This is a genomic window from Agrobacterium rosae (genome assembly GCF_002915175.1).
In the GTDB taxonomy this organism is placed as follows: domain Bacteria; phylum Pseudomonadota; class Alphaproteobacteria; order Rhizobiales; family Rhizobiaceae; genus Agrobacterium; species Agrobacterium rosae.
The window spans coordinates 207,282-233,060 of record NZ_NXEJ01000012.1; the positions used below are offsets into that span (position 1 = coordinate 207,282).

Here is a 25,779-nt window from a genome sequence, read left to right on the forward strand (position 1 = left end):
GTTTCAAGGCAAATTTTCAAAAGGAACAATGTACTAGGAGGCAGCACAGTGCCTTGCCTCCTAGAGAACAGATCAGCGGATCCATTCATTCCAACGCTGTACCAGCATGCTCATATTTGCGTTGATCCATTGCGCATCAGGTACGATAATGCGTTGCTCGACATCTGAAGGTGATGGGAGACTGTCGCGGGCTTTCTGAGACATCATAGAAATTGCTTGTTGGCTTGGAGGAGTGCACGAAAGCGTCTCGCAGGCCTTCGACTGAACCGATGGGTTTTTCAGCCAGTACGTGATCAGCTTCAAAGCATTTTCGCGGTTTTGCGCACCTCGAATGAGCGCGATACGATCGCCGACGAGGAAAGCTCCGTCGTAACTCCAGCCAATGTCAAACCCTTCAGCCTGCAGCGCTTTAGCGCGTGTCAACCAGATCTGTCCGAGGCGATACTCGTCGTTGCGAAAGCCCTGGACGCTTTGGTCACCGGTCTTCCACCACAGTTGCACAGCAGGTCGAATTTCATCCAGCTTGCGGAATGCGCGATCAACGTCGATTGGGAAAAGCTCTTCCTTTGCAACGCCATCAGCAAGCAATGCCGCGGCGAGCACCCGCCAGGGGTCATCGAAGTTTGGGAATGCTCTCCCACCTGGAAATTTTTCAACGTTCCACATATCACCCCATTTTTTCGGGTCACTGCCATTTCCACCAGGCTTGTAGGCCAACAGGGTTGCGGTGGACTGCAGTCGCGCTCCGCCACGTGTACACGCATCGGCCACGAGATGAGTATCATCATCGAACTGCCGGCAATATTCTGAGAGATCCTCGGTGATCATGTAATGAGCGTCGGATCCTGCCTGAATTTCCCCGTCCAGATAAAGGTCCCATGTCACGTTGTTGGTTTGTACCATGGCCGTGACCTTGGCTCGTTTTTCCGCGTCTGTGGCAGATACCGTAACAACTTCTATCCCAGTTTCCTTGGTGAAAGGGATGAACCAGGCATCCCGCAGGGCCTTTTCATAGGTGCCACCCGTTGTGGCGATGACGACGCGCTCGTTTGCATGTGCGTTGGCGAGGTCGAGAGATGTTGTGAAAGCGAGTGCCAACATCATTCCAAGACCTGATTTCAGGCAAGCCTTCGGCGTCCGATTCAGTTTGATCATTTCAAATCCCCTTATTTGTAAAGTTGAGTTAGCGTCTGCGTTGTGATGTCAAAAGTTGTGCTCCGGTCATCAGTGCAAGCGAAATAGCAACGAGCACTGTCGACGCTGCAGCGATGACAGGTGTCAGATTGAAATCGATATCCTCGAACATCTTGCGTCCGATCGACTTGCCCCCGATGTCAGATATGAAGAACGAGACTGTCGCGTCGTCGAAAGAGGCTAGAAAGGCAAATACGGAAGCGGACGCTATGCTCGGCCCGATGCTAGGCAGCATGACCAGAAAGAACGCTTGAACTCTATTGGCACCGCAGTTCAGTGCGGCCAATTCCAATGACGAGTCAAACTTCTGAACTGCCGCTCCGACCACAATCATGACATAGGGTATGGCCAGAACCGTATGAGCGATCACAAAGCCGCTGAGCGTCCCAGTCATTCTCCAGGGTGAAAAGACGAGGTAAAGTGCGACGCCGAGAACCACGTGTGGCACGATCATAGGGCCCAGAGCCAAGCCATGCAGAAAACCCTTGAAGGGAAGTTTACTCTTTGCGAGAGCCAGCGCGGCCATTGTCCCCGTGACGGTTGCAACAAGGGATGTTGCCAGCGCGATCTGGAGGCTGAACCCCGTTGCAGCCATCCAATCTGGGTCCGAGAAATACGCGGCATACCACTTCCAAGTCAGCCCTTGTGGTGGGAACGCAAGATAGCTGCTTTCATTCAAGCTCATTGGAATGACCAGAAATGTCGGCAAAATGAGAAAGATCATGATTGCGCACACCAATAGGCCTGCAACATACAGGGCAGCAATGCTGCGACGAGACTCTCGTGACGACCTTAGAGAGTTGGTCTGGAACTGCGTTTTAAATGTCGGGTTGTCAGATGCCATTGGTCAGCCCCTTGCTCAACGATAGTGTCTTGCGGAACGCGACTATCACCGCGAGTGTGACGATGAGAAGCGTTGTGGAGAGGGCTGCTGCGAAAGGCCAATCCAGCAAGACAATCGTCTGTTGGCCAATCAGTGTAGCCATCATGAGTGAACCTGCGCCACCGACGAGCGCCGGTGTTACATAAAATCCAAGTGCAAGAACAAAACTCATGACACAGCCTGCGAATATGCCGGGCAGGCTCAATGGAACCGTAACCTTGCAGAATGCGTGTACAGGGCCCGAGCCGAGGTTTCTCGCTGCCTTGACATACTCGTTAGGAATTGCCCGCAACGCGGCGAAGATTGGCAATATCATGAAGGGAAGAAGAACATGCGTCATAGCTAAAATGACTGCACCTTGCGTGTAGATCATTCGCAAGGGTCCATCCACGAGGCCTGCGGAAACCAGAGCCTGGTTGATGATGCCGTTACGCTGAAGCAGAATAATCCACGCGTATGATCGGATCAGGACGGAAGTCCAAAGCGGGATCAACACGCATGCTGTTACAATTGTAGCCCCCGGTTTTTTCAGTCGCGTCATGGCGTAGGCCACAGGAAAGCCAAGGATAAGGCTAGCGCACATAACGACGATTGCGACAAATACAGTCGAGAGCAGAACGTCCAGATAAAGGGGTTCTCGAAAGATTCGCAGATAGTATTCCAGGCTCATCGCTGGCATGCTTATCGCCACGAGCTTCGCAAGCGGATAAGCGAACCCCGCCAATAGGAAGGCAGCTGCGGGCGACAGCAATAGAAGTGCTGTTGCGTGAGAGTAAGTCTTTGCAGAGGCCGATAAAAACAAGATGTGAGCCATTTTGCGAGGCGCGTGATGTGCAGTCGAAGAAGCAGTCATACCGCACGCCTCTCATCTTCTAGAAAACAGCTGGCCGCCTCTGGGTCGGGTAGAAGGTCAACGCTTTGACCTACCGAGAATTCCGCTTCCCTGCCTGTTACCACCTGAACTTCGACCACTGGTGATCGAGGTAATTCCAGCCGGACAAGGAAAACGTGGAACGAGCCGGTGAAAACGCAGCTCTCGATGACACCTGGTATAGCTCCAAGGGTCTGAGATCCGCGGCTCTTGAGTGCTAGTCGCTCAGGCCGCATCGCAAAGCATATTCTATCGCCTTCTCGCGTTGCCGTTAGCGCGACCTGGGAACTAACTGTGGTGCGGACGACCACATCCCCGGATAGCCGTATGAGCACCTTCTCATGCTCCACAGACAGGATTTTTCCGTCAAGGAAGTTCATTTTTCCAATGAAATCAGCCACAAATCGGTTGGATGGCGCGTGGTAGAGCGCAGCAGGGGTTCCTATCTGAACGACACGTCCGGCATGCATGATTGCGACCCGATCTGACATAGTCAGCGCCTCTTCCTGGTCGTGGGTGACATAAAGGACGGTGGCTCCGACCTGTTTCTGGATTCGCTTGATCTCGAACTGCATTGCTTCCCGCAGTTTTTTATCGAGCGCCCCCAGAGGCTCGTCCATAAGCATCACCGGCGGCTCGAACGCGAGCGCACGGGCCACGGCCACACGTTGTTGCTGGCCGCCGGAAAGCTCCGAAGGCAGCCTGTCCGCGAGATGGCCCATTTGCACCAATTCCAACATCTCGTCGGCCCGTTGTTTCCATCCGGACTTCCACTTCGATCTGAGCTTGAGAGGAAACGCGATATTTTGGCGTACCGTGAGATGGGGAAAGAGCGCATATTTCTGAAAAACCATCCCAATGTTGCGCTTGTTCGGCGCAAGGTTGGTAATGTCCCGGCCGCTGATGGTTATCCTCCCTGCCGATGGGCGCTCGAAACCTGCAATCATTGTCAGTACGCTTGTTTTCCCGGAGCCCGAGGGCCCAAGAACAGAAACGAATTCGCCAGGCAATGCACGGATATCGACTCCGTCCACCGCGATCGTATCTCCGTAACTTTTCACCAGACCATCGAGATTTAGTGCTTCGCCAATCAATTGAATCCCCTTTTATTTTAGGTGCGTTCTAAGCAGATGCAGCGTTATTCTGATGTCCCAAGAGACAACATTTGAAATCAATGATATTCAGTCTTTGATGTCACATAGCCTTCGCAAAAGCTTAGTATTTGATTTTTGTGACATCAAAAATATGACGAGTCAACGTGCTTCGGAGGCAAAATGATTGAAAATTCACGTCAAGAGGGTGATGCAAACCTACCACACCAGAGAATGGGGAGTGCGGTCTATGATATCCTTCGTGAAAGGATGATCCGCGGCACCTACCCTCCAGGGTATAAGTTCACAGTGCGCGGCGTAGCTGGGGAACTCGACGTGAGTACAACACCTGCACGCGACGCCCTGAACCGACTGATCACTGAGTCTGCGCTCACCTTCTCCGGGCCAAAGACACTGGTGGTGCCTACGCTGACCAAAGCCCAACTGCGCGACATCACGGTAACGCGCATCGCGCTTGAAGGGGTAGCGGCGGAGTACGGTGCCAGGACCTTTGACGAGAAAACTGTGTCAAACCTTCAGGGAATTCAATGTCTTATAAACGCTAGCCTTGAGACTGGCCGCTATCATGACGCGCTCTGGCATAACAAGGAGTTTCATTTTGCAATCTACGAGTTGTCGGGCATGCCTGGTCTTTTGAGCATGATTGAATCGCTCTGGGTGAGGGTCGGTCCGACGCTTCTCAATCTTTATCCAGAGTATGCACAACACCGTCAGGGCGTTCAAAATCACATGGTAGCAATTGAAGCGTTGGCAGACCGGGACCCGACAGGCGTAAGGGCCGCTATTGAGAATGACATCCGGGAGGGTTACCGAAAACTGCGCTCCGCAGCACCCGACAGCCCGGAATAACAACTAAACCCCAAATTGACGTCACATATTGACTCTTCATATTTTTGTTGCAACAAAACTGTGAAGGACGGGTAAACTTCGTCCGTTTTTCTCCATGAAAGGATGAGGGTCAATGCAATCACACAGAAATGCTGTTCGTAACCCCGCAATCAAGCGGCAAAGGTCGATCGAGTTATTTGGCCGGGCCCAATCGGTTTTTCCGGGAGGAGTAACACGTTCAACTATCGAGCTAGATCCTCACCCGATCTTTTTGTCGTACGGACAAGGCGCGTACGTGACCGATATCGATGGTCATCGGATGCTCGATCTTAACAATAATTTCACGACACTGATCCACGGACACGCTTTCCCTCCAATAACCGAGGCTGTTGCTGAGTTGTTGCGGCTGGGAAGCTGTTTCGCAAATCCTATGACCCACGAAATCGATCTAGCAGAACTGCTGATCGGCCGTATTCCCGCAGTCGAACATCTGCGTTTTGTCGTCAGCGGGACAGAGGCTGTGATGTTCGCTATCAAGGCTGCGAGGGCGGCGACTGGTCGCGTCGCTATTGCGAGGGTTGAAGGCGCATATCACGGAGCTTATGACTGGGCTGAGGCTGGCCAGTCCGCATCGCAGACCACGCCTCGCGGCGCATATCTTGGAACGCCAGAAAGTGTTCTTGATGATGTGGTCGTCATTCAGTTCAACAACGTCCAGAATTTGGAACAGCAGGTATCAAAACACTCGGAGCGCTTGGCGGCCATCCTCATCGATCCGATGCCAAGTCGCGCGGGCCTAATACCACCTACGCCGGAGTTCATGAAAGCAATCAACGCCGTTGGCAAGCGCTACGGAATTGTCATCATAGCCGATGAAGTCCTCAACCTTCGACAAGGGCGTGCGGGTGCCTCCGCGCGGTACGGCCTTGAGCCAGACCTTGTCACAATGGGTAAGATCATCGGTGGCGGCTTTCCTGTGGGCGCAATAGGAGGCCGAATGGAAATCATGTCGGTGTTTGGCAAAACTGGAGGCAAACCAGTTGTGCCCCAAGGCGGTACTTTCTCGGCCAATCCGGTTTCAATGCTTGCGGGACGCCTTGCCATGGAAGCGCTGAACGAAGAGGCTTTCGAACATCTTGAACGCCTTGGCAATTTCGTGCGTGACGGGTTGAGTTCAAGGATCGCGCATCATGGTGCCGATTTGTGCGTCACGGGGGCAGCATCGCTTTTTCGCATTCACGCAAGGGCATCCGAACCCTCTTCGTTTCGCGAAAGCCTGCCGACGCCAGCGGGGGGAAATGCCCTGAAGATGCTGAGCCGCCACTTCTTGAGCAATGGCATCTTGATGCCACACGGAGCAGCGGCGTCGATTTCGACACCAATGACGGAAGAGGACATGCGCAACATCATCTCCGTCTTCGACGATTTCCTCTTAAACTTCAAAACGCATGCCGGGAAGGCAGCCTGATGGATACTACAGTTCTTAATAATACTGTCGCTGAACGAATCGCACATGCGTTGAAGCGCCATGGCGTCGAGGTCATATTTGGCCAAAGCCTTCCGTCCGCTGTCATACTTGCAGCTGAAAATATTGGCATTAGACAAGTATCTTACAGGCAGGAGAACATGGGCGGCGCTATGGCAGACGGCTATGCCCGGCGCTCCGGCAAAGTCGGGATTGTGGCCGCACAGAATGGGCCGGCTGCTGCACTGCTCGTCGCTCCGTTGGCAGAGGCACTCAAGGCAAGCGTTCCCGTCATTGCCCTTGTGCAGGATGTGGAGCGCGACCAGACCGATCGCAACGCTTTCCAGGATCTTGATCACATCAGTTTGTTCCAGTCGTGCACGAAGTGGGTTCGACGTTTGTCGGTTGAAGAGCGCGTAGAAGACTACGTCGATGCCGCTTTCACCGCAGCAACATCAGGTCGCGCGGGCCCTGCCGTCCTACTGTTGCCCGCAGATTTGCTTCGATCCGCAGACATTGCTTCATCAAAGGCTCGCCGGAAAAATCTTGGTCATTGGCCGCTGGATAGACCCCGACCTGCCGACAACGATCTCGACATTGCAGCGCAGGCGATCGCTGCCGCAAGAGCACCGGTCGTGATTGCGGGCGGCGGCGTGCACGCCTCCGGCGCTGCATCGCAATTGCGAATGCTCCAGGACGAGGGCTCTTTACCCGTCTTCACGACCAATATGGGCAAGGGTGCGGTGGACGAGTGGCATCCATTGTCCGCAGGCGTTTTGGCATCACTCGTAGGACCAAAATCACTAGGCCGACATACCGTCGAAATGGTTCGGGAGGCAGACCTTGTCGTTCTGGTCGGCACAAGGACCAACCAGAATGGTACTGACAGCTGGCGTCAATATCATCCAGATGCTGATATCATTCACATAGATGCCGATCCTCAGGAGGTCGGCCGGAACTACGAAGCAATCCGGCTCGTCGGCGACGCTCGCGAGACCCTTGCAGGTCTCCGTGAAAGGATCCAGCTTTGCGATCTGCATCTCAGATCGGAATCTCGCGAGGCATTAAGTAAGCGCATCCGCGCATGCTGGGAAAACTTCAACGCCGATCGTCAGGTTTTTTATGGCTCTGATGCAAGCCCGCTGCGCCCTGAAAGGGTAATGGCTGAACTTCAAAACATCCTCGACGAAAACACAACGGTTGTTGCGGACGCCAGTTATTCCTCAATGTGGGTTCTCGGTCAGTTGAGGGTGGCGTCGGAAAAAACGCGGATTATCACACCCCGAGGGCTTGCTGGCCTTGGGTGGGGCGTGCCGCTTGCAATCGGGGCAAAAGTCGCAGCACCACATTCCGATGTTGTTGCATTGGTGGGTGATGGCGGATTTGCACACAGCTGGGCCGAGCTCGAAACGCTGGTACGCATGCAAATTCCAATCGCCATTATCGTGCTCAACAACGGTATTCTCGGTTTTCAACGTGACGCGGAAACCGTGAAATTCGGCAAGTACACGACGGCGTGCCATTTCGCGGAGGTGGATCATGTCAAAATCGCACAGGCATGTGGATGTGAGGCAGTGCGGATCAGCCACACTGGGGAACTTGAAATTCAGATCAAAAAAGTCAGGGGTCGCAACGTTCCGTTGCTCATTGAAGTGGTCACAGATCCAGAGGCTCACCCAGCCATTTCCCTATTCGCGCAGATGGACAGCGCCGCATGATACAAAACAATAGAAACAGGGTGGCCGTCGTTGCCGGTGGAACCTCAGGTATTGGGTTGTCGGTTGCGCAGCATCTCCTCGGCCTTGGCCATAGGGTTGCATTGTTCGGACACACGGAGGGCGCGGCAGAAGCCGCGCGCTCCACTTTTCGAAGAGACATCGAGTCCAACAGTGCCATGATCAAATGCTGCGACGTGAGAAACCAGAGTGAGGTGAGGGGTTTCTTCAAGGATCTTGAGTACCAGTGGTCTGCTCCCGACATCCTTGTCTATTGCGCGGGCATCTCACCCAAAGGGCCGGATGGCTCGGCCCAGCCTTTTATGTCGATTGATCTGGACGAATGGAAGAATGTGCTCGACGTGAACCTGACTGGGGCCGTGCTGTGCTCCCAGTTGGCACTTCCCGGTATGGTGGCCAACGGTTTCGGGCGTATTGTGCTAATAGGGTCGCTCGCAGGGCGTACTCGACCGATGATTGCTGGAGCGGCCTACGCGGCCTCAAAAGCCGGACTTGGTGGTCTCGCCCGCGCGCTTGTTAGTGAATTCTCGTCAAACGGCATTACCGTCAATGTCGTCGCACCCGGACGCATTATCACGCCTATGGCGGGAAGCCGAACAAGCCAGGTTAATCTCGACGCAACAAAACGAATTCCGGCTGGACGAGCAGGAGAAAGCGACGAGGTTGCGGCGCTGGTGGGTTTTATCATCTCCGATGAAGCGGCTTTCATCAACGGAGCTATCGTTGACATCAATGGTGGCGAATACACACCCGCATAACGACCGAGCGATCAGCAGAACACAATTTTATGGGAGATGTACGTGCGTCACTCGCTCCTTATCCACACGACTGACCCCGAATTCTATCTCATTTTACGGTACATACTTGAAGAGGCGGGCCATATCGTGGATCTGGTACCCAATCTCGATGTTTTGCTGCACGCGACACCGCCTTCAGATGCGAAGGGTAACACAATCCTTCTCTGCCTTGCTGCAGATGATCTGCTCCGCACCTCTTCGCTGATAAAAAAAGAACGGCCAGACTTGCGTATTGTCGGTTTTCCTCTTGGAGACAAGCCAATCGACGAAGCGAACCTCGGCTTGTTTGACCATCTGGTGAAACGCCCTTTTAATCCGTTGGACCTACTCAACTCTCTACAATTCGGCGAAGTTTCAAAACCCACGTCAAAAAACCATAAAAGAGTGACGTTCGCGGATGTAGAAATCGACCTGGCGGCCATGCGTGTCCGCCGAGGGGATGCTGACATCACTCTCTCAGCATTACATTTCAGGCTGCTTGTGCATCTTGCGAAACACGCTGACAGGGTCGTCAGTCGTGACGAACTTATTGCGTGTTGTTGGCCCACCGGAGCGATCGTAGAACCTCGTACGGTCGACATCCATGTCGGCCGGATCAGGCAGGCGTTGAACCAGTCCGGCGCCAACGTGATCCGAACGGTTCGATCAATCGGATACGCCGCCGGAAACGGTCGATAAGCCTTATCGCGTCAATCGCGTGTCAGTGTGTGGAATACGGACGTCCAGAATCGAAAATCACTGTCTCTGCCGTCAAGGCGTGCATCAAGGGCACTGAATGCGACCGCAAGTGCTGCGTCTGCACCAAAGAGTTTGCATGCTGCGGATGCCATATCGAATGCATTATGATGCGTCGAGATCGCATCGCCGAGGCAGTTGGCGACGTTAGTACTGGTTCTAAATTGCATGTAACCTCCTACGAGCCTGGCGCAGGATCTTGAATAGCCGGGCGTTTGGCCTCGTTTCAGAGATGCAGGACTGTCAAACAGCTGCACGTTCGCCCCTGGCAAACCATCGCGGTTACAGAATTTTCCACCCCCATATCATGACGGTGGAAAGTCGCGCTATTGATGTCACAAAAATATATTCAAGATCAAGTCAATAAGACAAATTATGCTGATTTCTTCTACTTTCCCTCAGCGATATAGCATTGTAACCATCTTTTGTATGATTTTTGTGACATCATAAATGCCTCTCAATGCCAGATATCGCGGAGCTGGAATGCAACAAAATTTCGATACGGCCACAGCAGTCGCCATCATCACGCGAAGTGCTGATTACTTCGCTATCCTCAAGCATATTCTATCGACGGAGGGCATCAGAGCAGTGTTGTGCAACGAAACGGACGTAGACATTAGATGTGCAGATCCGGATATCGTTGGACTTATCATCGATGTAGATGCCGATGGCGAGGACGCGAGCATGATTTGTCACCGCATAAAATCCAGCGTGTCAGGGAAAAGCCTGCAAGTTCTCGCAGTCATACCCAACGGGCAGACAGAGACATATTTGGCCCTCATGCGCGCAGGGGCGGACCAGTGCTTGATACGTCCTTTCTGGCCGCCGCATCTTCTTACGTTTCTCAAGGGCATCAATCCTGCTCAAACGGATCGATCAATGCCGCTGTCAGACGCTCGCTTGAAGCTCGGAGACATCGAGCTTTGGCCAGAGCGTAAGCGCGCGACGGTCAACGGAGCAGAACTCCTCCTTGGTCCGATTGAATTCAAGCTCCTCGAACATCTACTCACCGACCCAGGGAGGATATTCAGTCGCGACGACTTGATTGCGGCGGCGTGGCCACAGGAAGTCTACGTGCAACCAAGGACTGTCGACGTTCACATTGGCCGCATCAGACGGCACCTCAAAAAGGCGACGGGATCAAATGTGATCCGGACCGCTCGCTCCAGCGGTTACGCAATCGAGTTGGTAAAAGGAGACGAACCTGCTGCTCATATGATTTGATGACAACAGCCTTCACAAAGATTTCTCATAATATTCTGCAACCGTTTGTTGATCAATTTGTCCATTTGCCGATCCTGCCGTCATCCGTTTCGATCAAGGATCACAGAAATGTCCACCGATGAAGAGCTTCTTACTGCGCACCGAAACACAGCTGGCCTTATAAGTCACGCGGAAGGGTATTTCACCGCCGCGCATCATCAGGGACTAATGGCACTCTATGCTCAGCCGCGGCCGGGCAGGGAGGTCGATATCGTTTTCGATGGCTTTGACGCTAAACGGGTAACCGATTTCGTTCGGTGTTCTTATCTTGGACTCGACAATCATCCAATGGTGGTTGATGGAGCGATTGAAGCGCTGCGGGAATACAGGGCCCTGCATTGGTCTTGCGCGAGAACCCGGCTCAATTTCGCGATACTTCGTGATCTGGAGTTGACGCTTGCGGACCTTTTCCAGGCAAGGATCATAACCTATACCACGGTCTTGGCGGCAAACATGGGTGCACTACCCATTGTCGCTTCGGGCCATCTTACGGGTGGGGTCAGGCCGCTCATGGCCTTCGATCGGCACGCACATGCGACACTCGCGTTCCACAAGGGTACCATCGCGCTGGAGACGCAGGTCCGCACGATAGGACATAATGACCTAAATATGCTGGAAGATCTTTGCAAGACGAACAAATCTGTCGCCTACATTTGCGATGGCGTCTATTCCATGGGCGGAAATGCACCGATGCACGATTTGCTCTCCTTGCAGGATCGATATGGCCTTTTCCTCTATATTGACGACGCTCACGGGATCTCGATATGGGGGAAACAAGGCGAGGGTTTTGCCCGGTCACATTTCGGCAGCGATCTCGGCCCGCGTACAATCATTGCAGCATCTCTGGGAAAGGGGTTTGGCGCCTCCGGCGGGATGCTGATGCTGGGCACGGCGCGGCAAGAAGAACTCTTCAGACGTTTTGCCGTAGCGCACGCATTTTCTGCATCACTCAACGTCGCGTCAATCGGCGCGGCGCTTGGCTCGACCGCAATCCATCGCAGTGGTGAGCTCGCCGAGCGGCAAAGCGCCCTCAGGTCGAACATCGAGTTGCTGGACTCGCTTTTGCGCTCAAAACAGGCGGGCGCATCATTGCCTATCCGCACAGTCGATCTTGGTTCGGAGGAACGAGCCGTGGCTGTCACGAGAGGACTACTGGATCGGGGCATCTACGGTTCCGCTATCTTTTTCCCTACCGTTGCAAAGGGAAGGGCAGGAATTCGTGTTTGTGTTACCGCGGACCATACGACCGAACAGGTCCACGATCTGTGCGCGGCCCTATCTGATGCTTTGGATTTTCAATCGGAGGGGTAGCTGAGAGAGGGCACCTTGCGTCGGATCAGCGAGGCTGCTCTCGTGCAGCCTACCGACAACACCCTCATACCAGTGGCGGCTATGGACGTTACAAATTTGCGGAGAGAGGTGATGGGTATGCATTTGTTGTTTGTGACGTGTCATGTAAACTACTGATCTGATGTTTGAAACCAGTTCTTGCCATCGCAGAAAAAGATCTATTACCGACGATGAAAACAACGATTGACCACATTCCTCCACAAAAACAGCGGCAGCTTTCGAAAGCTCTGGAAATCCTCCACGAGGAGTTCGAGGACGCATTGAAGGACGCGACCGCAGACTTCAAGAAACGCGGTCGGATCCTGAAAATCATATTGTTCGGATCCTATGCCAAGGCTACCTTCGTGGATGAACCCTTCACATCGAAAGGGTACAGATCCGATTTCGACATTCTCGTGATCGTCAACAACCGCAAGCTTACGGACTTAGCAGAGTACTGGCACAAAGCGGAAGACAGACTGATACGGGATAAGGAAATAGAATTACCGGTTCAGTTCATCGTGCATTCGCTGCGCGAAGTGAATACCTCCCTGAAGGAAGGTCATCATTTCTTCTCGGATATTCGCAAGGAAGGCATTGTCCTTTACGAGCTGAATGACGAACCGCTGGCTGAACCAACGCAACTCGAACCGAGTGAGCGGCTAAGGATGGCAAGCATTCATTTCGAGAAGCGGTTCAAGGTCGCTACCAATTTCGCGCTGCTTTCCAAGCAGGCTTTGCGAATTGATATGATGAACGAAGCGGCATTTCTCCTGCACCAATCGCTTGAACAAGCCTACTCTAGCGTTCTTCTTACGCTAACGAACTATGCCCCAGCATCTCACAATCTTAAAATCTTGCGTTCTTTCGCCGAGGAACAGGACCGCCGTTTGGCGGAAGCTTTTCCACGCGAGCACCACCGGGAACGAGCGGCGTTCAATGTCATCAACGAAGCTTATGTGAAGGCACGCTATTCGAACCATTACAAAATCAGCACGGAGGCACTCGAATGGCTAGGCGAGCGCACCGCAGTTTTACTTGCTCTGGTGAACGTCGTTTGTAGCGATCATGTCTCTGCACTCCAACAGGCCGCAGATAAGACGAACTGACCAAAAGTTCCATAAGATATATTATGCAATTTTAGATTTATTCTAAAGTGAGTGTTATAACGAGCTTTGAGTGACTCGCGTGGCCTGTTTCACCTAATCACCGAAACGGAGTGAAAAATGCAGCACTGGCTGGACAAGCTGACCGATCTTGCGGCTATACACGGCAACGAAAGCATCCTAACGCAGGGCCTTTCTGACCTCACCCAACATTACGGCTTCACGGCTTACGCCTATCTCCACATCCAGCATAAGCACAGCATCGCAGTTACCAATTATCATCACGAGTGGCGGTCGACCTATTTCGAGAAGAATTTCGACAGGCTCGATCCCGTCGTCAAACGCGCGCGGTCAAGCAAGCAGGTTTTTACTTGGTCTGGCGAACGGGACCGTGCAAGGCAATCGAAGGAAGAGCGCACCTTCTACGCGCGTGCCGCCGATTTCGGCATCCGGTCCGGGGTCACCGTTCCGATCAAGACTGCCAACGGCTCTATGTCGATGTTCACTTTGGCGTCGGAAAGGCCGGAGATCGATCTCAACCGTGAGATCGACGCGGTCGCAGCGGCTGCGGCCGTTGGACAACTCCATGCCCGCATTTCGTTTCTCCAAACCACTCCGACCGTGGAAGATGCCGCCTGGCTCGATCCGAAAGAGGCGACCTATCTCAGATGGATTGCTGTCGGCATGACGATGGAGGAGATTGCTGACGTGGAGGGCATTAAATACAACAGTGTCCGTGTCAAGCTCCGCGAGGCTATGAAGCGCTTCAATGTTCGAAGCAAAGCCCATCTTACCGCGCTCGCAATTCGTAGAAAGCTGATCTGAAAGACCGGTGGCCGACCCCGCTCGATCTTTTTCGCATCAGGCTTGACCCAAATCGGGATCATTTCGCGGCCATCTTGGGAATGTACCCGAGAACGCCCAGGAGCGTGTTGACCGCACTCATCTGTGCATGCATCTCGATCATTGCTTCAATGTATTCGAGATGCTGAACCCCGCCATTGGCTTTTCCTGTCCTGTAGTCCTCCGGCAAAGCCTGGAACAGCTGATCCGCCTTCTCCAAGAGCTGCCTGTGCAGCCGAATGGCATTGATGGTCAGCCTCTCGACGTCTGCCGTTGCGAGGCCACCCGTCAGACCGATCACCGGGCGCAGATTACATGTGTCCACTTCTAAGTCTTCCGATTCCATTTGTGATCCAACCCTTGATATTGTCTGCGGTTCGCCCCCGCACACGTTAATCTTCGAGAGGTTTCCAAACCCTTGGGACAGCGCGTACTACCTTGTCCGCCCTCATAGAATGTGGATATCTTTTCCGATAGGGCGATGGACGAACAATCGCCGTGCAGATCTGCAGATACGGAAGTGTCAGCGCTTTGCGTCAATACCGGACAGGTCGATCCTGATGCCTGCTGTGTTGGGATCGGATGCCAAAGCCTCGGCTGGCACGTCGGGCTTGACGTCATTTTCTGGAAGGCCAGATTGTGTGCCTTTGCCTTCGCGCCTGACCGGCCCTGGCTGGGCGAGCTCTATATTACCCGGATCTTCTGCGCGAAACACTGCCATTCCCTCGAAATATCCCGTCTGCCAGGCGATGATCGCATCGTTGAACACTTGCGGTAGAACATCGCTGGCCGTCGGATACCCATACCATTTGGTGACAATACGGTAGACCTTGGCGAACAATGCAGTGCCCATGCGAATGTTCTCGCAAGCATCGACCAAGTCCGGCTTCATCTGGCCCGCCTCCACGACGCCGAGCCCAGCGGGATATTGTGTGATCCCGACGCGAACGGTATTGCGACCGAGGTTGTCTCGGATAAGCGCCAACGACTCCTCCGCTGTCCTCGGCGCGGGTACGAGCACCACTCGGTAGCCTGAGCGAACCGTTACCGACAACGGATCCTGCGACCCTGCCCGCTCGATGAACTGTTCAACGATCGCCGGTTTCAGGCCGCGATCACTGCATTCCTTGATGAGGGCGGCATCGACCATCGCGATTATCTCCTTATGTATTGAACGCCGTGACGACGGGCAACCCGAACAGTTTTGCCCAAGCCATCACGCTGGCGTTCTGAATGGCGACGATCGACGTTCCCGCGGTCCACCATCCGTTGCCCGGGGCAACGATTGCGGTGGGGGAATGCAGCACCGAGTGCAGGACCGGCCAAAGGAGGAGCTGTTCGTAGCAGATCAGCACGGCAAGCTTCTGGCCGTCGCTTTGCACAACTGGATTGCCGAAGAGGTTGGCGCGGGCTCCATCGCCCTGCCCGGTCCATACCCGCCATGGCTGCCACATGGAGACCGGGACCGGCATGCGTTGACGATAGAGAATGCGTGCTTCATCAGCCGAAATCGCCACCATGACATTGTCATAGCCGCCCGGATCGATGACATCAGCGCCGGCGATCACAGTGAGTGCCGAGCCTCGCAAGCCTTGGCTCCAGAGCTTTGCCAAGGTCGGCGTCCAGAAGCCCAGTGCACTTTCGGGAAGAACGATGAACCGGGTTTTCTCTCCCACATCCGTTAGCACCGTTGCGATCAGGTCACGGTGATAGTCTAGCGAGCCGTCTCGTCCGAGGCGCTCGCCCTGTTCGAGGTCGACGCCCTTCCATCCCTCGGGTATATCAGGTGATGTCCATGTAGCGGCGGACCAGAGCCACAATCCTCCCAGGACGATGGCGGTTGCTGGCCAATATCGCGATGTCATCATCGCGAGGCCGGCTGTCGTCGCGACCAGCCCCCACCATCCCCATCCCGGAAAGAGCACACCAGTAGCGGTGAGCGGATGTGCCCAGCCGGTGATGCCGAAGGGCGGCAGTCCCATGAGCATCACCGCCGCCAGATAGCGCGCCGCCATTGCCATTCCCGTTCGACCTTCTCCCGGAGACTTGCCTTCCGGTCGCCCCTTCCAGAGCACCGCATGCACGCCGGCGAAGGAGAGTGAAGCAGCTGTCCAGAGCAGAAGTCCAGGCCAGAGATCGGCGCCATAGAAGTTGGCGACGCCCTGCGGCAGCCCACGCGAGGCAGCCAGAAAATATCCGGCCGACACGAGCACCGCCATCAGCCGCGACGGCGACATCGCCCAGAGCGTCGGGAACAACACAGCGACAGGAAGGGCCAGCACATGACCGCTCCAGGCAGTCCAGCCGCAAGCGACGGATACCGCAATGAGCAGGCAGGAACGCCACCAGTTATGGTTCGAACGTGAGGACCGGCCGCGCCAGGCCGAGAAGGCCCGTGTCGGGAACCGGCCCAAAGTACCGACTATCATAGGAGCTCGCAAATGATGAGTGAAGAAACAGATTTCTCAGTGGCACGATGCCGGTTTTGAACGGTGTGATCGGCCTGCCTTCTCCATCGCTCGCGCGAACGATCGATGAGGCAAGAGGCGTGCGATCGACAGTGATATTCCCGCCGATTTCGACATGCTGTCCGGGAAGTGCCACCACTGTCTTGATCAGCGGCGCATAGCCACCAGGGCAGAGGCCACGCCTGACATAGCCGCGGTGCCGTGCCTCCTCGAATGAGGCGGTCGCCGGTGGGCAGATGAACACGAGATCGCCGGCCTCGACCCGACGCTGCAGGGTCACGATACGCCAGAGCCCAAGCGGCTCGCTCGGCGTCAGGTTCAACCGAAAGCCGCCGAAGTATGCGATTGCCGCCAGAGCGGCGATCATCCCGCTCAAGCCGGCCGGGAATAGGAGAACGCGCCGCCTCATTGTTTCATCACCGGAGTCTGGCGCTGGGCGAGATGCAAATCTTCGGCCTGCCGCAAGGTCTGGACGGTGCGCTCGTGAGCACTAAGCTGCTGAGCCGTGCGCATAACCGGCCAGGCTTCTTTCAGCCGCTCCTTCAGGTCTGCCTGCATTCCGTCGGAGAGTTTGTCGAAGAGTTTTCCGGACGGTTCACGCGCGGCATTGGTGAGCAGTGTGCGTTCCCCGAACCGCTCAGTGACGGCCTGGTTGAACCCGTCGATCTCAGTCTTGGTTTCGCGATTACTGAGTGCATAGGCCATGGCCGCCGGCAGATCGTTGCGGTCGATCGCATCACGCACACGCTCCAGCACCAGATGTGCTGCCGGCGACAATGCTGGGATGTCGATCGACACGCGCTGACGCAATACCTGCTCGTCAGCCCGCAGCCGCTGCGCGGCGGTCTCGCGCATCCTCAGATACTGCTCAAGATCGCGCTTCAAGGCCGGAACATTGAGGTCTGCGACACGGCGGTCCTCGCGCTCAGTCTTGCTGGCAAGAATGCCGGTCTTGCCCCTTAGCGGTCCGATCGACGCCGGGGCGGTCGTCAGCGTCTGAAGCGCCAGTTTGGCCGTTTCCTTATCCACTAGCACCGCATCGAAGTTCATCGCCCGGAAGGCGGCCTCGGGATCGGCAAAGACGTAGGCAAAACGGGTCGAAACCTCTTCCCATTGTCGTCTGAGGGTTGGATCGGTGTCGAGCTTGTTCTCTACAGTGTCTTCAACGGAACCGGAAAATGTCTTGATGCCTGCGACCATGGGCACGGCCTCCATCGTTTGGGTTTTTAAGGGGTGGTGCAGACCGAGACGCTCTGCAAAGTCTGCAAGGCGCTGGCCGAGATCGACCAATTTCGTCTTTTGGCGCAGCGTCCAGTCAAGCCGGTCGCGGACAAGTGTGCGGGCCACCTGGATGATGTTGAGCCCGCGACTTTCCGCAAACCGCAGCGCCTCGCGGTAAAGCTTTCCGCGCTCGTAATCGAGCGTGGTCTCCTTAGCATTTTTTCGGGAGAATAACTTGGCCAGGCCGCCGTTAAAGGCGAAGGATCGCGTCCCATAATAAAGCTGCAGATCCTCGCGATGGCGGGTCATCGCCACATAGGTCAGATGCCGGTCCAGCGAGAGACTTGCCAACACCTTCACGCGGTCGACGGTCGCGCCTTGGCTTTTATGGATCGTGGTGGCGTAACCATGATCGAGATTGCTGTAAAAGCGTTGCTCGACGATGACCTGCCGGCGCTGATCACCTTCTCCGACGACAGCAACGATCCTGTTCGGTGCGGCCTCAGTGACATGAGCGATCATGCCGTTCTTGACGCCGAGCGAGGTCTCGTTCTTCAAGAAGACGATCTGGTCGCCTGCATCGAACTGGCGAATACCGTCAGCCGTCTTGAAGACGTGGCCATCACCCACAATGCCGCGCTCGACCAGTTTTTCGCGGGCCATGACGTTCAGCATGCGGACATCGCGGCGCAGATGCGCGAGGATGAGCGCGGTCTTCGCCGGATCGTAGCTATGGTTCCAGTCAGCGATCAGGCTCTCGACTGCTTCCGCCTTCAAACGCTCGCCGGTAATCCTGGCATTTGAATTGTAGGCGGCCAGCGCCCTTTCGACATTCCCCCGCGCCAGATCAAGCGACGCTTTACGCATCCAGTCCTCGCGCTGGCGATAGATCGTCTCGAGTTCGGCATAGCCGATGCGGTCGACAATGGCGCGGAAGGCAGCACCCGCTTCGATCGGCTGCAACTGTTCGGGGTCACCGACCAGGACGATCTTGGCACCGGACCTGACCACGGCATCGACAAAGCCCGCCATCTGTTTTGATGCGACCATGCCCGCCTCGTCCATGACGAAGACTGTCTTCTCATTGAGAACGTCACGGCCACGGTTCCAGCGCAGTTCCCACGACGCAAGCGTGCGGCTCTGGATCCCGGCTTCCTTTTCCAGCCCCTCCGCTGCCTTACCAGCCAACGCGCCACCGACCACACGATATCCGGCCAATTCCCACACCTCGCGGGTTGCCTTCATCATCGTGGTTTTGCCGGCGCCGGCGCGTCCAACCACGGCGGCGATCCGAGCGGGACCGGCGATCCGCTCGATTGCGGTTTTCTGCTCGCCAGACAACCGCTCATGCCGCCGGAACGTTGCGTCCAGAGCAGCTTCAGAGACAGCATGACCGTCCCGGTTCGACAGCCAGATTGCCTGCCGCACCATCGTCGCTTCCAGCCGGATCATCCCCCGGGTCGAATAACGGGCCGGCACCTTTTCTCCGGTCGCGAACTCGATCGTGTCGCGCTGCAAACGCAAGACTTCCGGGTTCAGGATGATGCGTAACATCAGCTGCTGAAAAACAGCCGGGTCATCGACATAGCGATGCAGAACCTTGGCGACATCGCGTTCATCGAAGACGCTCTTCTCTCGCATGATCAGATCGAGCACGATGGCTGGATTGTTCAGAATGCGGCGGGTGTTTTCCGACCGCCGCTCTTCGTTCAAATCCATGCGCTCAAGCTCTGGCCGGACGCCCTGTTCCCGCGCCTTGCGCTCGATCGCCTTGGCACCAACGCCGAGATGGATCGTCGGCTCGAGGTCGATCCCCTGCTTATCGTAGGAACGGCCGTCGATCTTGAGATCGATGCCGCCAAGCGCCAGGTGATGGTTCAGCCGCTCGAACCATCCATCGCGTAAGGAATTGAAGTCGTCGGTCGAACCCGCCCAGAGCTGATAAAGGATTTTCCCGGACTTGGTGCGGACCGGCTGGCCGTCCTCGCCGATGACCGCCACCTTCTTCGATCCGAACCCGTCCTCGGTCAGCGGGCGCAATGTGGTCATCAGGTGGATATGCGGATTGCCGGGATTGTCATGGTAAACCCAGTCGGCAACCATGCCCTTGGCGAGGATATGTTTTTCCACAAAATCCCTGACCAGGGCGATGTTTTGCTCGTGCGTGAGCTCCAGCGGAAGAGCGATTGTCAGGTCCCGGGCAAGCTGCGCATCGGAGCGCTTTTCGAACGCCTCGACCTTGTTCCAGAAGGCTTCCGAAGCTCCGGCGACAGAGCGGTCGCCGATCATCGCGCGGACCCATTTAGGGGCATCGGCCGGGAGCAGAAATTCCTCATGCACAAGCCCCTGTTTGCGGGTGTAGTCTATAGTACGGGCCTCGCGCTCGTATTCCATCTTCGCGCAGTGCCGGTAGGCCGCAGACAGCACCACGCTGCGGCCGCCGCCGCGGCTGACGATGCTGGCTGAGAAATGGGCGATGGCCACGGCGCAAGAAACTCCCTGTTCGAACTGCGTTCGTCAGGAGTGGTGGTCACCACGCGGCCCCCGAACCGGGGTCTTGAGCAAGCACGTCGCATCGCGACGTATAATTGCGCCCTTGGATCCGCTCCTTCGGAACGGCGGGATCATCCTCCAAAGTGTCGGCCGTGACGACGTGCAAATCTGCACATTCCTTCGGACGTGCTTTTGCGGGAATCTTGCAGCGTCTCAAACGACGCAAAATTTCCAGGGAGATGCGACCGGAATGAAGAAACCATCATCGAAGATCAGGGAAGAAATTGCCAGACTGCAGGATCAGTTGAGACAAGCAGAAACACGCGAGGCCGAGCGCATCGGCCGTATCGCGCTGAAGGCAGGACTTGGTGAGATCGAGATCGAGGAAAACGAACTACAGGCGGCGTTCGAGGAGATTGCAGGGCGGTTTCGCGGAGGTAATGCCGCTTCGACCGGAAAGAAAAATGCAGGTAACGGTAGGACCGCAGGCGAGACGGTCACGACGATCGAAACTGGCGCGCCTGCGGGCAGGCCTGGTGAGGCTTGAACGCATGGCCCGCACGATGACGGCTGACGCACGCAAAAAAGACACCCGCGAAAAAATCGAACTCGGTGGCCTGATCGTCAAGGCAGGACTGCGCTACGAGAAGCGGGTACTGCTGCTGGGCATACTGATCGATGCAAGCCGCCGCATCAGAGGCGACGATGCCGAGCGATCGCGCCTGACAGTGATAGGAGCGGAGGCGTTCGACCGTGAGGGCGAGTAGACTGGTCCTAACTGCCTTCCCGGCCACAACGATGATCGCCGTGGTGGTTTTTATGCCGGGGATCGAACACTGGCTGGCCGCGTTTGGGAAAACCGCGCAGGCCAAGCTGATGCTCGGGCGGATCGGCCTCGCGCTGCCCTATGCGACCGCGGCTGCTATCGGCACGATCTTTCTGTTCGCGGCGAACGGGACAGCGGCTATTAAGGCGGCAGGATGGGGGATCGTCAGCGGAAATGGTGTGGCAATCCTCATCGCGGTGCTACGTGAGGGGGTTCGCCTGGCCGGGATCGCTGGTGACGTGCCAGCAGGACAGTCCGTGCTCGGATACGTGGACCCCGCAACGATGCTTGGCGCATCGACAATGTTCCTCGCCGGCGTCTTCGCACTGCGCGTCGCGATGAAGGGGAACGCCGCCTTTGCCAAAGCCGCACCACGGCGGATCGGGGGAAAGCGAGCGGTGCATGGCGAGGCCGACTGGATGAAAGTGCAGGAGGCCGCAAAACTTTTCCCCGATCCCGGTGGCATCGTCGTCGGTGAACGGTATCGTGTCGATCGCGATAGCGTTGCGGCGGTGTCGTTCCGCGCCGATGATCCGTCGACCTGGGGCGCGGGAGGCAAGAGCCAGCTCCTATGCTTCGACGGCTCGTTCGGCTCCTCGCATGGCATCGTCTTCGCCGGCTCCGGCGGTTTCAAGACGACGTCGGTCACGGTCCCGACCGCGCTAAAGTGGGGTGGTGGACTCGTTGTCCTCGATCCATCGAGCGAGGTCGCGCCGATGGTATCGGAGCATCGCCGCAAGGCTGGCCGGAAGGTGGTCATTCTCGATCCCTCGGCGTCAGGCGTCGGCTTCAACGCGCTCGACTGGATCGGGCGACGTGGCAGCACGAAAGAAGAGGACATCGTCGCCGTCGCAACCTGGATCATGACCGACAATTCGCGCTCGGCGTCTGCCCGCGACGACTTCTTCCGGGCATCGGCGATGCAGCTCCTGACGGCCCTCATCGCAGACGTATGCCTGTCCGGTCACACGGACGAAGAAGACCAGACGCTGCGCCGTGTGCGTAAGAACCTTTCGGAGCCTGAACCCCAGCTACGGGCGCGCCTGACAAAAATCTACGAGCAGTCGGAATCGGGCTTCGTGAAGGAGAATGTTTCGGTCTTCGTCAACATGACACCCGAGACCTTTTCTGGCGTCTACGCCAATGCGGTGAAAGAAACCCACTGGCTGTCCTATCCGAACTACGCCGCGCTCGTCTCAGGCGACAGTTTCTCGACCGACGATCTTGCCGATGGCGGGACAGACATCTTCATTGCGCTCGATCTGAAGGTACTGGAAGCCCATCCGGGATTGGCCCGTGTGGTTATCGGATCGCTGCTCAATGCCATCTACAATCGAAACGGCGATGTGAAAGGTCGCGCTCTCTTCCTGCTCGACGAAGTCGCCAGGCTCGGCTATCTGCGCATCTTAGAGACCGCACGGGATGCCGGACGCAAATACGGCATCACTCTGACGATGATCTTCCAGTCCATCGGCCAGATGCGCGAGGCCTATGGCGGTCGGGACGCGACGAGCAAATGGTTCGAATCCGCGTCGTGGATCTCGTTTGCCGCGATCAACGACCCTGATACTGCCGACTACATCTCGAAACGCTGCGGCGATACGACGGTAGAGGTCGAACAGACAAACCGCTCGTCAGGGATGAAGGGATCGTCGCGCTCACGTTCCCGGCAGCTCAGCCGCCGACCGCTGATCCTGCCGCATGAAGTGCTACGCATGCGCAGCGACGAGCAGATCGTGTTCACATCGGGCAATCCGCCGCTCAGATGTGGACGCGCGATTTGGTTCAGACGCAAGGACATGAGCGCGTCCGTCGGAGAAAACCGCTTTCACAGCCGAGCCACAGAAGGGATGAAGAGCTATAAGGCCGTTCCGACGACAGATACTGAGGAGACATGACATTGAGATTTTGTACGGCTATTGCAAGACTATCCCTCTTCGCCGTTGGCATCCTTGCATTTGTTGCCTTAGCGTCGCCAAGCAGCGCAAGTGAAACCTTCTCGATGTGTAATGGCGGCCATAGGATCACCTGCGTGGTGGATGGTGATACGTTCTGGTTTCGAGGTGAGAAGATCAGGATCGCCGACATCGACACGCCGGAGCTCAGCCCGCCAGGATGCCAGCGCGAACGCGAGCTGGGCCTTGCGGCAAAACAGCGTCTGCTCGAGATCCTCAATTCAGGTCCGCTCTCGTTCAAGACGACCGCCAGGGATGAAGATCGCTTCGGTCGCAAGGTCAGGATCGTCTACCGCGAGCGACGATCGGTCGGCGATATTCTCGTCGCCGAAGGCCTAGCCCGGAAGTGGGAAGGATCACGACGGAGTTGGTGCGAATGAAACGGACCACGACAGATCAAAGTTGTGAATCGATAATGCCCGACCGATTCAAAACTCTCATTGGACGGCGGAATCCGAACGCGCGATTCTGCTCTTATGATCAAGCAGCCCTACCACCTCTACGTCGAGCGTATCGCGCCGGAAAAAAATATGGCGCGGTTTTACACGCTCGCCGTTCAGCCGACATTGTTCGGCGATGTCTCGCTTGTACGCGCCTGGGGGCGGATTGGAACGCGCGGACAGCAGATGGTGCATCTGTTCGATAATGAGAGCCAGGCCATCAACCTGTTCCTCGACGTGCTTCGCGAGAAGCGCAAACGAGGTTATCGGCCAAAACGACCTGTGGACATCAAGCGGATCTGACACTCGTCTTCATCATCGCCGATGACAACTTGGTCAGAAGCTGACACGGATTTTATCTTTGATAAGAAGATGAGGAATTCCATGACCACCACCAACGAAATCGCCGACAAGATCGCAGCTGACAACGGCCTGACCAAGGTTCAGGCCAAGGGCATCGTAGAATCCGTCTTTCAGGCTATCGCCGATGCTGCAGGCTCCGACGCTGAAACGTCGATCCCAGGCTTCGGAAAGTTTAAGGTGAAGGCTTCGCCTGAGCGCGAGGGTCGCAATCCGGCGACCGGAGAGAAGATGACGGTCGCCGCATCGAAGAAGCTGACCTTTGCGCCTGCCAAGGCGCTCAAGGATGCGCTGAACAAGTGATCCCTGACGTGGAGAGCCCCGCCTTGGCGGGCGGGGCATCCAGTCTCAGTCCCGGTTCGACCGGGACCAGATGAGAGAGAGACCTTCCTCGCCTTCGACCTCGATCAGCGTTGCGTAGATCGGGGCCGGGAAGCTCGGGTCGTCGAGCTTGACGGAGAGGTAGTCGCGACCTTCGTTCGAGGTCTTCTTCCAGGCTGCGCCGAATTCCGTGGCTCCCGCGAGGATGCGGTAGTCAGGGCCTTTGTCGGAAGTTCGCTCGACGGTGCGGATGGTTGCCTTGACGTTGAGGTTGAGGGTCTTGATGGTGCCGGAGAAGCCGTTGCTGGAAGCGGTGAAAAAGCCCATGGTTGCCATTGTCGTATTCCTTTTCGGTTGTTCGGGCCGCGTCCATCGCGGCCTCGATGGCAGTCGATTGGACCAGAGGCGATCGGCCTGCACCTGAAAGGCCGAAACGGAGTGGAGGACGGCCAGGAAAAGGCTTTCTTGTCTCGCGAGGAATGGGCGCTTCAGCGCACAGGGGAAGAAAACGACCCGGCCGTTGCGGATGCCGATCGAGCAGAGCATCGCGAGGCGGTCTTTGGTCAGACATGCCCCATCGAGACCGCAGTGGACGTGCCAGCTGGCGGATCAAGGGATACACATTGGCATCATCGGGTGGCGACCAATGGGAATGGATGCATAGCGCCCACAAGCCCCAAACACTTGATCGAAGCCAACGACTGGATTTGGGAGGTTCCCGGGAACGCTGCATTGCTTCTTCGCGCTGTTGGTTGTGGTACCATGCCTGGATGGGTGACAAGACTGAGACTTGCTCACTCCCCCACTCCCAGCTTCAGATAGACCACACCCTGGACCAATCAGGGCTTCAAGCCGCTCGAAGTTTTCCGCCGTGCAACCGGTTCCTTAAAGTCACCAACGGCCAGATCGCGAGGAGCAACCTGGCCGCAAATCGACTTTACCAATTTTAGTTCTGGCTTTGTTTGACATCCGCAAGCGGCGCGGCTTCACCCTCGAGCGCATGGCATGCGCCGGGCCATGCACCTTCATCCGCTCCCAGCCGTTGACTAAAATAGAATGTCAGCGATGATCTTTGCAAACCCACCCGGTTTCGATGCGGTCATGGCGAGTATTGAAGCACTCGAGGAGGCTGTCAACGCGGCCAAGTAGTCGATCAGCGGCCTGCAAAAAATCTCGGTGCAACTATCATGGTATTGGAGGTTGCCGGTCAGGCAAACGGACGGTAAAAAGCCTACTGCGGGTCAAGTGGCTGCAGGACATTAAAAGGAATTCTTATGCCTACCGGTACAGTAAAATTTTTCAATGACGACAAGGGATTTGGCTTCATTACGCCTGAGAATGGTGGAACGGACGTGTTCGTTCACGTATCTGCCTTGCAGCAAGGTGGGTCGCTGAGAGAAGGTGACAAGGTCACTTTCGAAGTTGGCCAGGACCGGAAAACTGGAAAATCGAAGGCTGAGAACGTTAGCGTGCTCTGACCTGCGGTCCGCGAGACCAGCCAGACCGCTGAATAGCGGCAAGCTGTTCTCGCCC

26 protein-coding genes are annotated in these 25,779 nt (G+C 56.1%); 16 read left to right on the top strand and 10 right to left on the bottom strand.

The window, feature by feature from the left end; genetic code table 11:
• Positions 1-72: 72 nt before the first annotated feature.
• The 4 genes from CPJ18_RS23725 to CPJ18_RS23740 form a co-directional block, all read right to left on the bottom strand.
• Positions 73-1,155 carry an ABC transporter substrate-binding protein gene (locus CPJ18_RS23725; RefSeq protein ID WP_103660251.1) on the bottom strand — a complete coding sequence of 361 codons (1,083 nt, stop codon included), beginning with the start codon at positions 1,153-1,155 and terminating at the stop codon, positions 73-75.
• A gap of 28 nt (positions 1,156-1,183) precedes the next feature.
• A complete protein-coding gene (locus tag CPJ18_RS23730) occupies positions 1,184-1,918 on the bottom strand; it encodes an ABC transporter permease (RefSeq protein WP_407026491.1) in 735 nt (244 codons plus the stop codon).
• Positions 1,919-2,027: 109 nt separating this feature from the next.
• Entirely contained in the window at positions 2,028-2,891 is an 864-nt protein-coding gene (locus CPJ18_RS23735) for an ABC transporter permease (protein WP_407026492.1), read from the bottom strand.
• A 35-nt stretch (positions 2,892-2,926) separates the two neighbouring features.
• A complete protein-coding gene (locus CPJ18_RS23740) occupies positions 2,927-4,042 on the bottom strand; it encodes an ABC transporter ATP-binding protein (RefSeq protein WP_103660254.1) in 1,116 nt (371 codons plus the stop codon).
• A 180-nt stretch (positions 4,043-4,222) separates the two neighbouring features.
• Between CPJ18_RS23740 and CPJ18_RS23745 the strand changes: the two genes are divergently transcribed.
• The 9 genes from CPJ18_RS23745 to traR all read left to right on the top strand — a co-directional run bounded on the left by CPJ18_RS23745 (position 4,223) and on the right by traR (position 14,144).
• Positions 4,223-4,909, top strand: coding sequence for a GntR family transcriptional regulator (locus tag CPJ18_RS23745; protein ID WP_103660255.1), 687 nt, complete (start codon positions 4,223-4,225; stop codon positions 4,907-4,909).
• A gap of 112 nt (positions 4,910-5,021) precedes the next feature.
• Positions 5,022-6,356, top strand: coding sequence for an aspartate aminotransferase family protein (locus tag CPJ18_RS23750; RefSeq protein WP_103660256.1), 1,335 nt, complete (start codon positions 5,022-5,024; stop codon positions 6,354-6,356).
• On the top strand, positions 6,356-8,071 hold the full coding sequence (locus tag CPJ18_RS23755; protein WP_103660257.1) for an acetolactate synthase catalytic subunit: 1,716 nt from the start codon (positions 6,356-6,358) through the stop codon (positions 8,069-8,071). The genes CPJ18_RS23750 and CPJ18_RS23755 overlap by 1 nt, the downstream gene beginning before the upstream one ends.
• A complete protein-coding gene (gene fabG, locus CPJ18_RS23760) occupies positions 8,068-8,847 on the top strand; it encodes a 3-oxoacyl-ACP reductase FabG (protein WP_103660258.1) in 780 nt (259 codons plus the stop codon). Before CPJ18_RS23755 ends, fabG begins: the two co-directional genes overlap by 4 nt.
• A 36-nt stretch (positions 8,848-8,883) precedes the next feature.
• Entirely contained in the window at positions 8,884-9,564 is a 681-nt protein-coding gene (locus CPJ18_RS23765) for a winged helix-turn-helix domain-containing protein (RefSeq protein ID WP_077122595.1), read from the top strand.
• A 540-nt stretch (positions 9,565-10,104) separates the two neighbouring features.
• Complete coding sequence (locus CPJ18_RS23775; protein ID WP_103660346.1) at positions 10,105-10,845, top strand: winged helix-turn-helix transcriptional regulator; 741 nt, start codon at positions 10,105-10,107, stop codon at positions 10,843-10,845.
• Positions 10,846-10,953: 108 nt separating this feature from the next.
• The gene (locus CPJ18_RS23780) at positions 10,954-12,195 is read left to right on the top strand and encodes an 8-amino-7-oxononanoate synthase family protein (RefSeq protein WP_103660260.1); all 1,242 of its coding nucleotides are present in this window, start codon (positions 10,954-10,956) and stop codon (positions 12,193-12,195) included.
• Between the two features lie 209 nt (positions 12,196-12,404).
• Positions 12,405-13,322, top strand: a complete 918-nt coding sequence (locus CPJ18_RS23785; RefSeq protein ID WP_103660347.1) for a nucleotidyltransferase and HEPN domain-containing protein — start codon at positions 12,405-12,407, stop codon at positions 13,320-13,322.
• A 117-nt stretch (positions 13,323-13,439) separates the two neighbouring features.
• The gene (gene traR / locus CPJ18_RS23790; protein WP_077122600.1) at positions 13,440-14,144 is read left to right on the top strand and encodes an autoinducer-binding transcriptional regulator TraR; all 705 of its coding nucleotides are present in this window, start codon (positions 13,440-13,442) and stop codon (positions 14,142-14,144) included.
• A gap of 58 nt (positions 14,145-14,202) precedes the next feature.
• Here the strand turns inward: traR and CPJ18_RS23795 are convergent, their stop codons facing one another.
• From CPJ18_RS23795 to traA, 5 genes are all read right to left on the bottom strand, one after another.
• On the bottom strand, positions 14,203-14,508 hold the full coding sequence (locus tag CPJ18_RS23795) for a transcriptional repressor TraM (RefSeq protein WP_077122601.1): 306 nt from the start codon (positions 14,506-14,508) through the stop codon (positions 14,203-14,205).
• Between the two features lie 177 nt (positions 14,509-14,685).
• Complete coding sequence (locus CPJ18_RS23800; RefSeq protein WP_103660261.1) at positions 14,686-15,312, bottom strand: TraH family protein; 627 nt, start codon at positions 15,310-15,312, stop codon at positions 14,686-14,688.
• Positions 15,313-15,325: 13 nt separating this feature from the next.
• The gene (locus CPJ18_RS23805; protein ID WP_103660262.1) at positions 15,326-16,591 is read right to left on the bottom strand and encodes a conjugal transfer protein TraB; all 1,266 of its coding nucleotides are present in this window, start codon (positions 16,589-16,591) and stop codon (positions 15,326-15,328) included.
• Positions 16,512-17,039, bottom strand: coding sequence for a conjugative transfer signal peptidase TraF (traF, locus tag CPJ18_RS23810; RefSeq protein WP_103660263.1), 528 nt, complete (start codon positions 17,037-17,039; stop codon positions 16,512-16,514). The genes CPJ18_RS23805 and traF overlap by 80 nt, the downstream gene beginning before the upstream one ends.
• The gene (traA, locus tag CPJ18_RS23815; RefSeq protein WP_103660264.1) at positions 17,036-20,335 is read right to left on the bottom strand and encodes a Ti-type conjugative transfer relaxase TraA; all 3,300 of its coding nucleotides are present in this window, start codon (positions 20,333-20,335) and stop codon (positions 17,036-17,038) included. The genes traF and traA overlap by 4 nt, the downstream gene beginning before the upstream one ends.
• Before the next feature lie 259 nt (positions 20,336-20,594).
• Between traA and traC the strand changes: the two genes are divergently transcribed.
• The 6 genes from traC (at position 20,595) to CPJ18_RS23845 (ending at position 24,228) form a co-directional block, all read left to right on the top strand.
• The gene (gene traC, locus CPJ18_RS23820) at positions 20,595-20,891 is read left to right on the top strand and encodes a conjugal transfer protein TraC (RefSeq protein ID WP_077122605.1); all 297 of its coding nucleotides are present in this window, start codon (positions 20,595-20,597) and stop codon (positions 20,889-20,891) included.
• Between the two features lie 4 nt (positions 20,892-20,895).
• Positions 20,896-21,111: a type IV conjugative transfer system coupling protein TraD gene (gene traD, locus CPJ18_RS23825; protein WP_077122606.1), complete on the top strand. Its 216-nt coding sequence runs from the start codon at positions 20,896-20,898 to the stop codon at positions 21,109-21,111.
• A 31-nt stretch (positions 21,112-21,142) separates the two neighbouring features.
• Positions 21,143-23,068 carry a Ti-type conjugative transfer system protein TraG gene (gene traG / locus CPJ18_RS23830; protein WP_153367005.1) on the top strand — a complete coding sequence of 642 codons (1,926 nt, stop codon included), beginning with the start codon at positions 21,143-21,145 and terminating at the stop codon, positions 23,066-23,068.
• On the top strand, positions 23,065-23,505 hold the full coding sequence (locus CPJ18_RS23835) for a thermonuclease family protein (RefSeq protein WP_080803310.1): 441 nt from the start codon (positions 23,065-23,067) through the stop codon (positions 23,503-23,505). The genes traG and CPJ18_RS23835 overlap by 4 nt, the downstream gene beginning before the upstream one ends.
• 96 nt (positions 23,506-23,601) lie before the next feature.
• Positions 23,602-23,868 (top strand): WGR domain-containing protein, encoded by a 267-nt coding sequence (locus CPJ18_RS23840; RefSeq protein ID WP_103588107.1) that lies wholly within the window; start codon positions 23,602-23,604, stop codon positions 23,866-23,868.
• Positions 23,869-23,949: 81 nt separating this feature from the next.
• Positions 23,950-24,228: an HU family DNA-binding protein gene (locus tag CPJ18_RS23845; RefSeq protein ID WP_003518435.1), complete on the top strand. Its 279-nt coding sequence runs from the start codon at positions 23,950-23,952 to the stop codon at positions 24,226-24,228.
• 45 nt (positions 24,229-24,273) lie between these two features.
• Here the strand turns inward: CPJ18_RS23845 and CPJ18_RS23850 are convergent, their stop codons facing one another.
• The gene (locus CPJ18_RS23850; RefSeq protein WP_080803823.1) at positions 24,274-24,582 is read right to left on the bottom strand and encodes a DUF736 domain-containing protein; all 309 of its coding nucleotides are present in this window, start codon (positions 24,580-24,582) and stop codon (positions 24,274-24,276) included.
• 938 nt (positions 24,583-25,520) lie between these two features.
• On the opposite strand from CPJ18_RS23850, the gene CPJ18_RS23855 reads away from it, so the two are divergent.
• On the top strand, positions 25,521-25,724 hold the full coding sequence (locus CPJ18_RS23855) for a cold-shock protein (protein ID WP_067653483.1): 204 nt from the start codon (positions 25,521-25,523) through the stop codon (positions 25,722-25,724).
• Positions 25,725-25,779 lie beyond the last annotated feature (55 nt).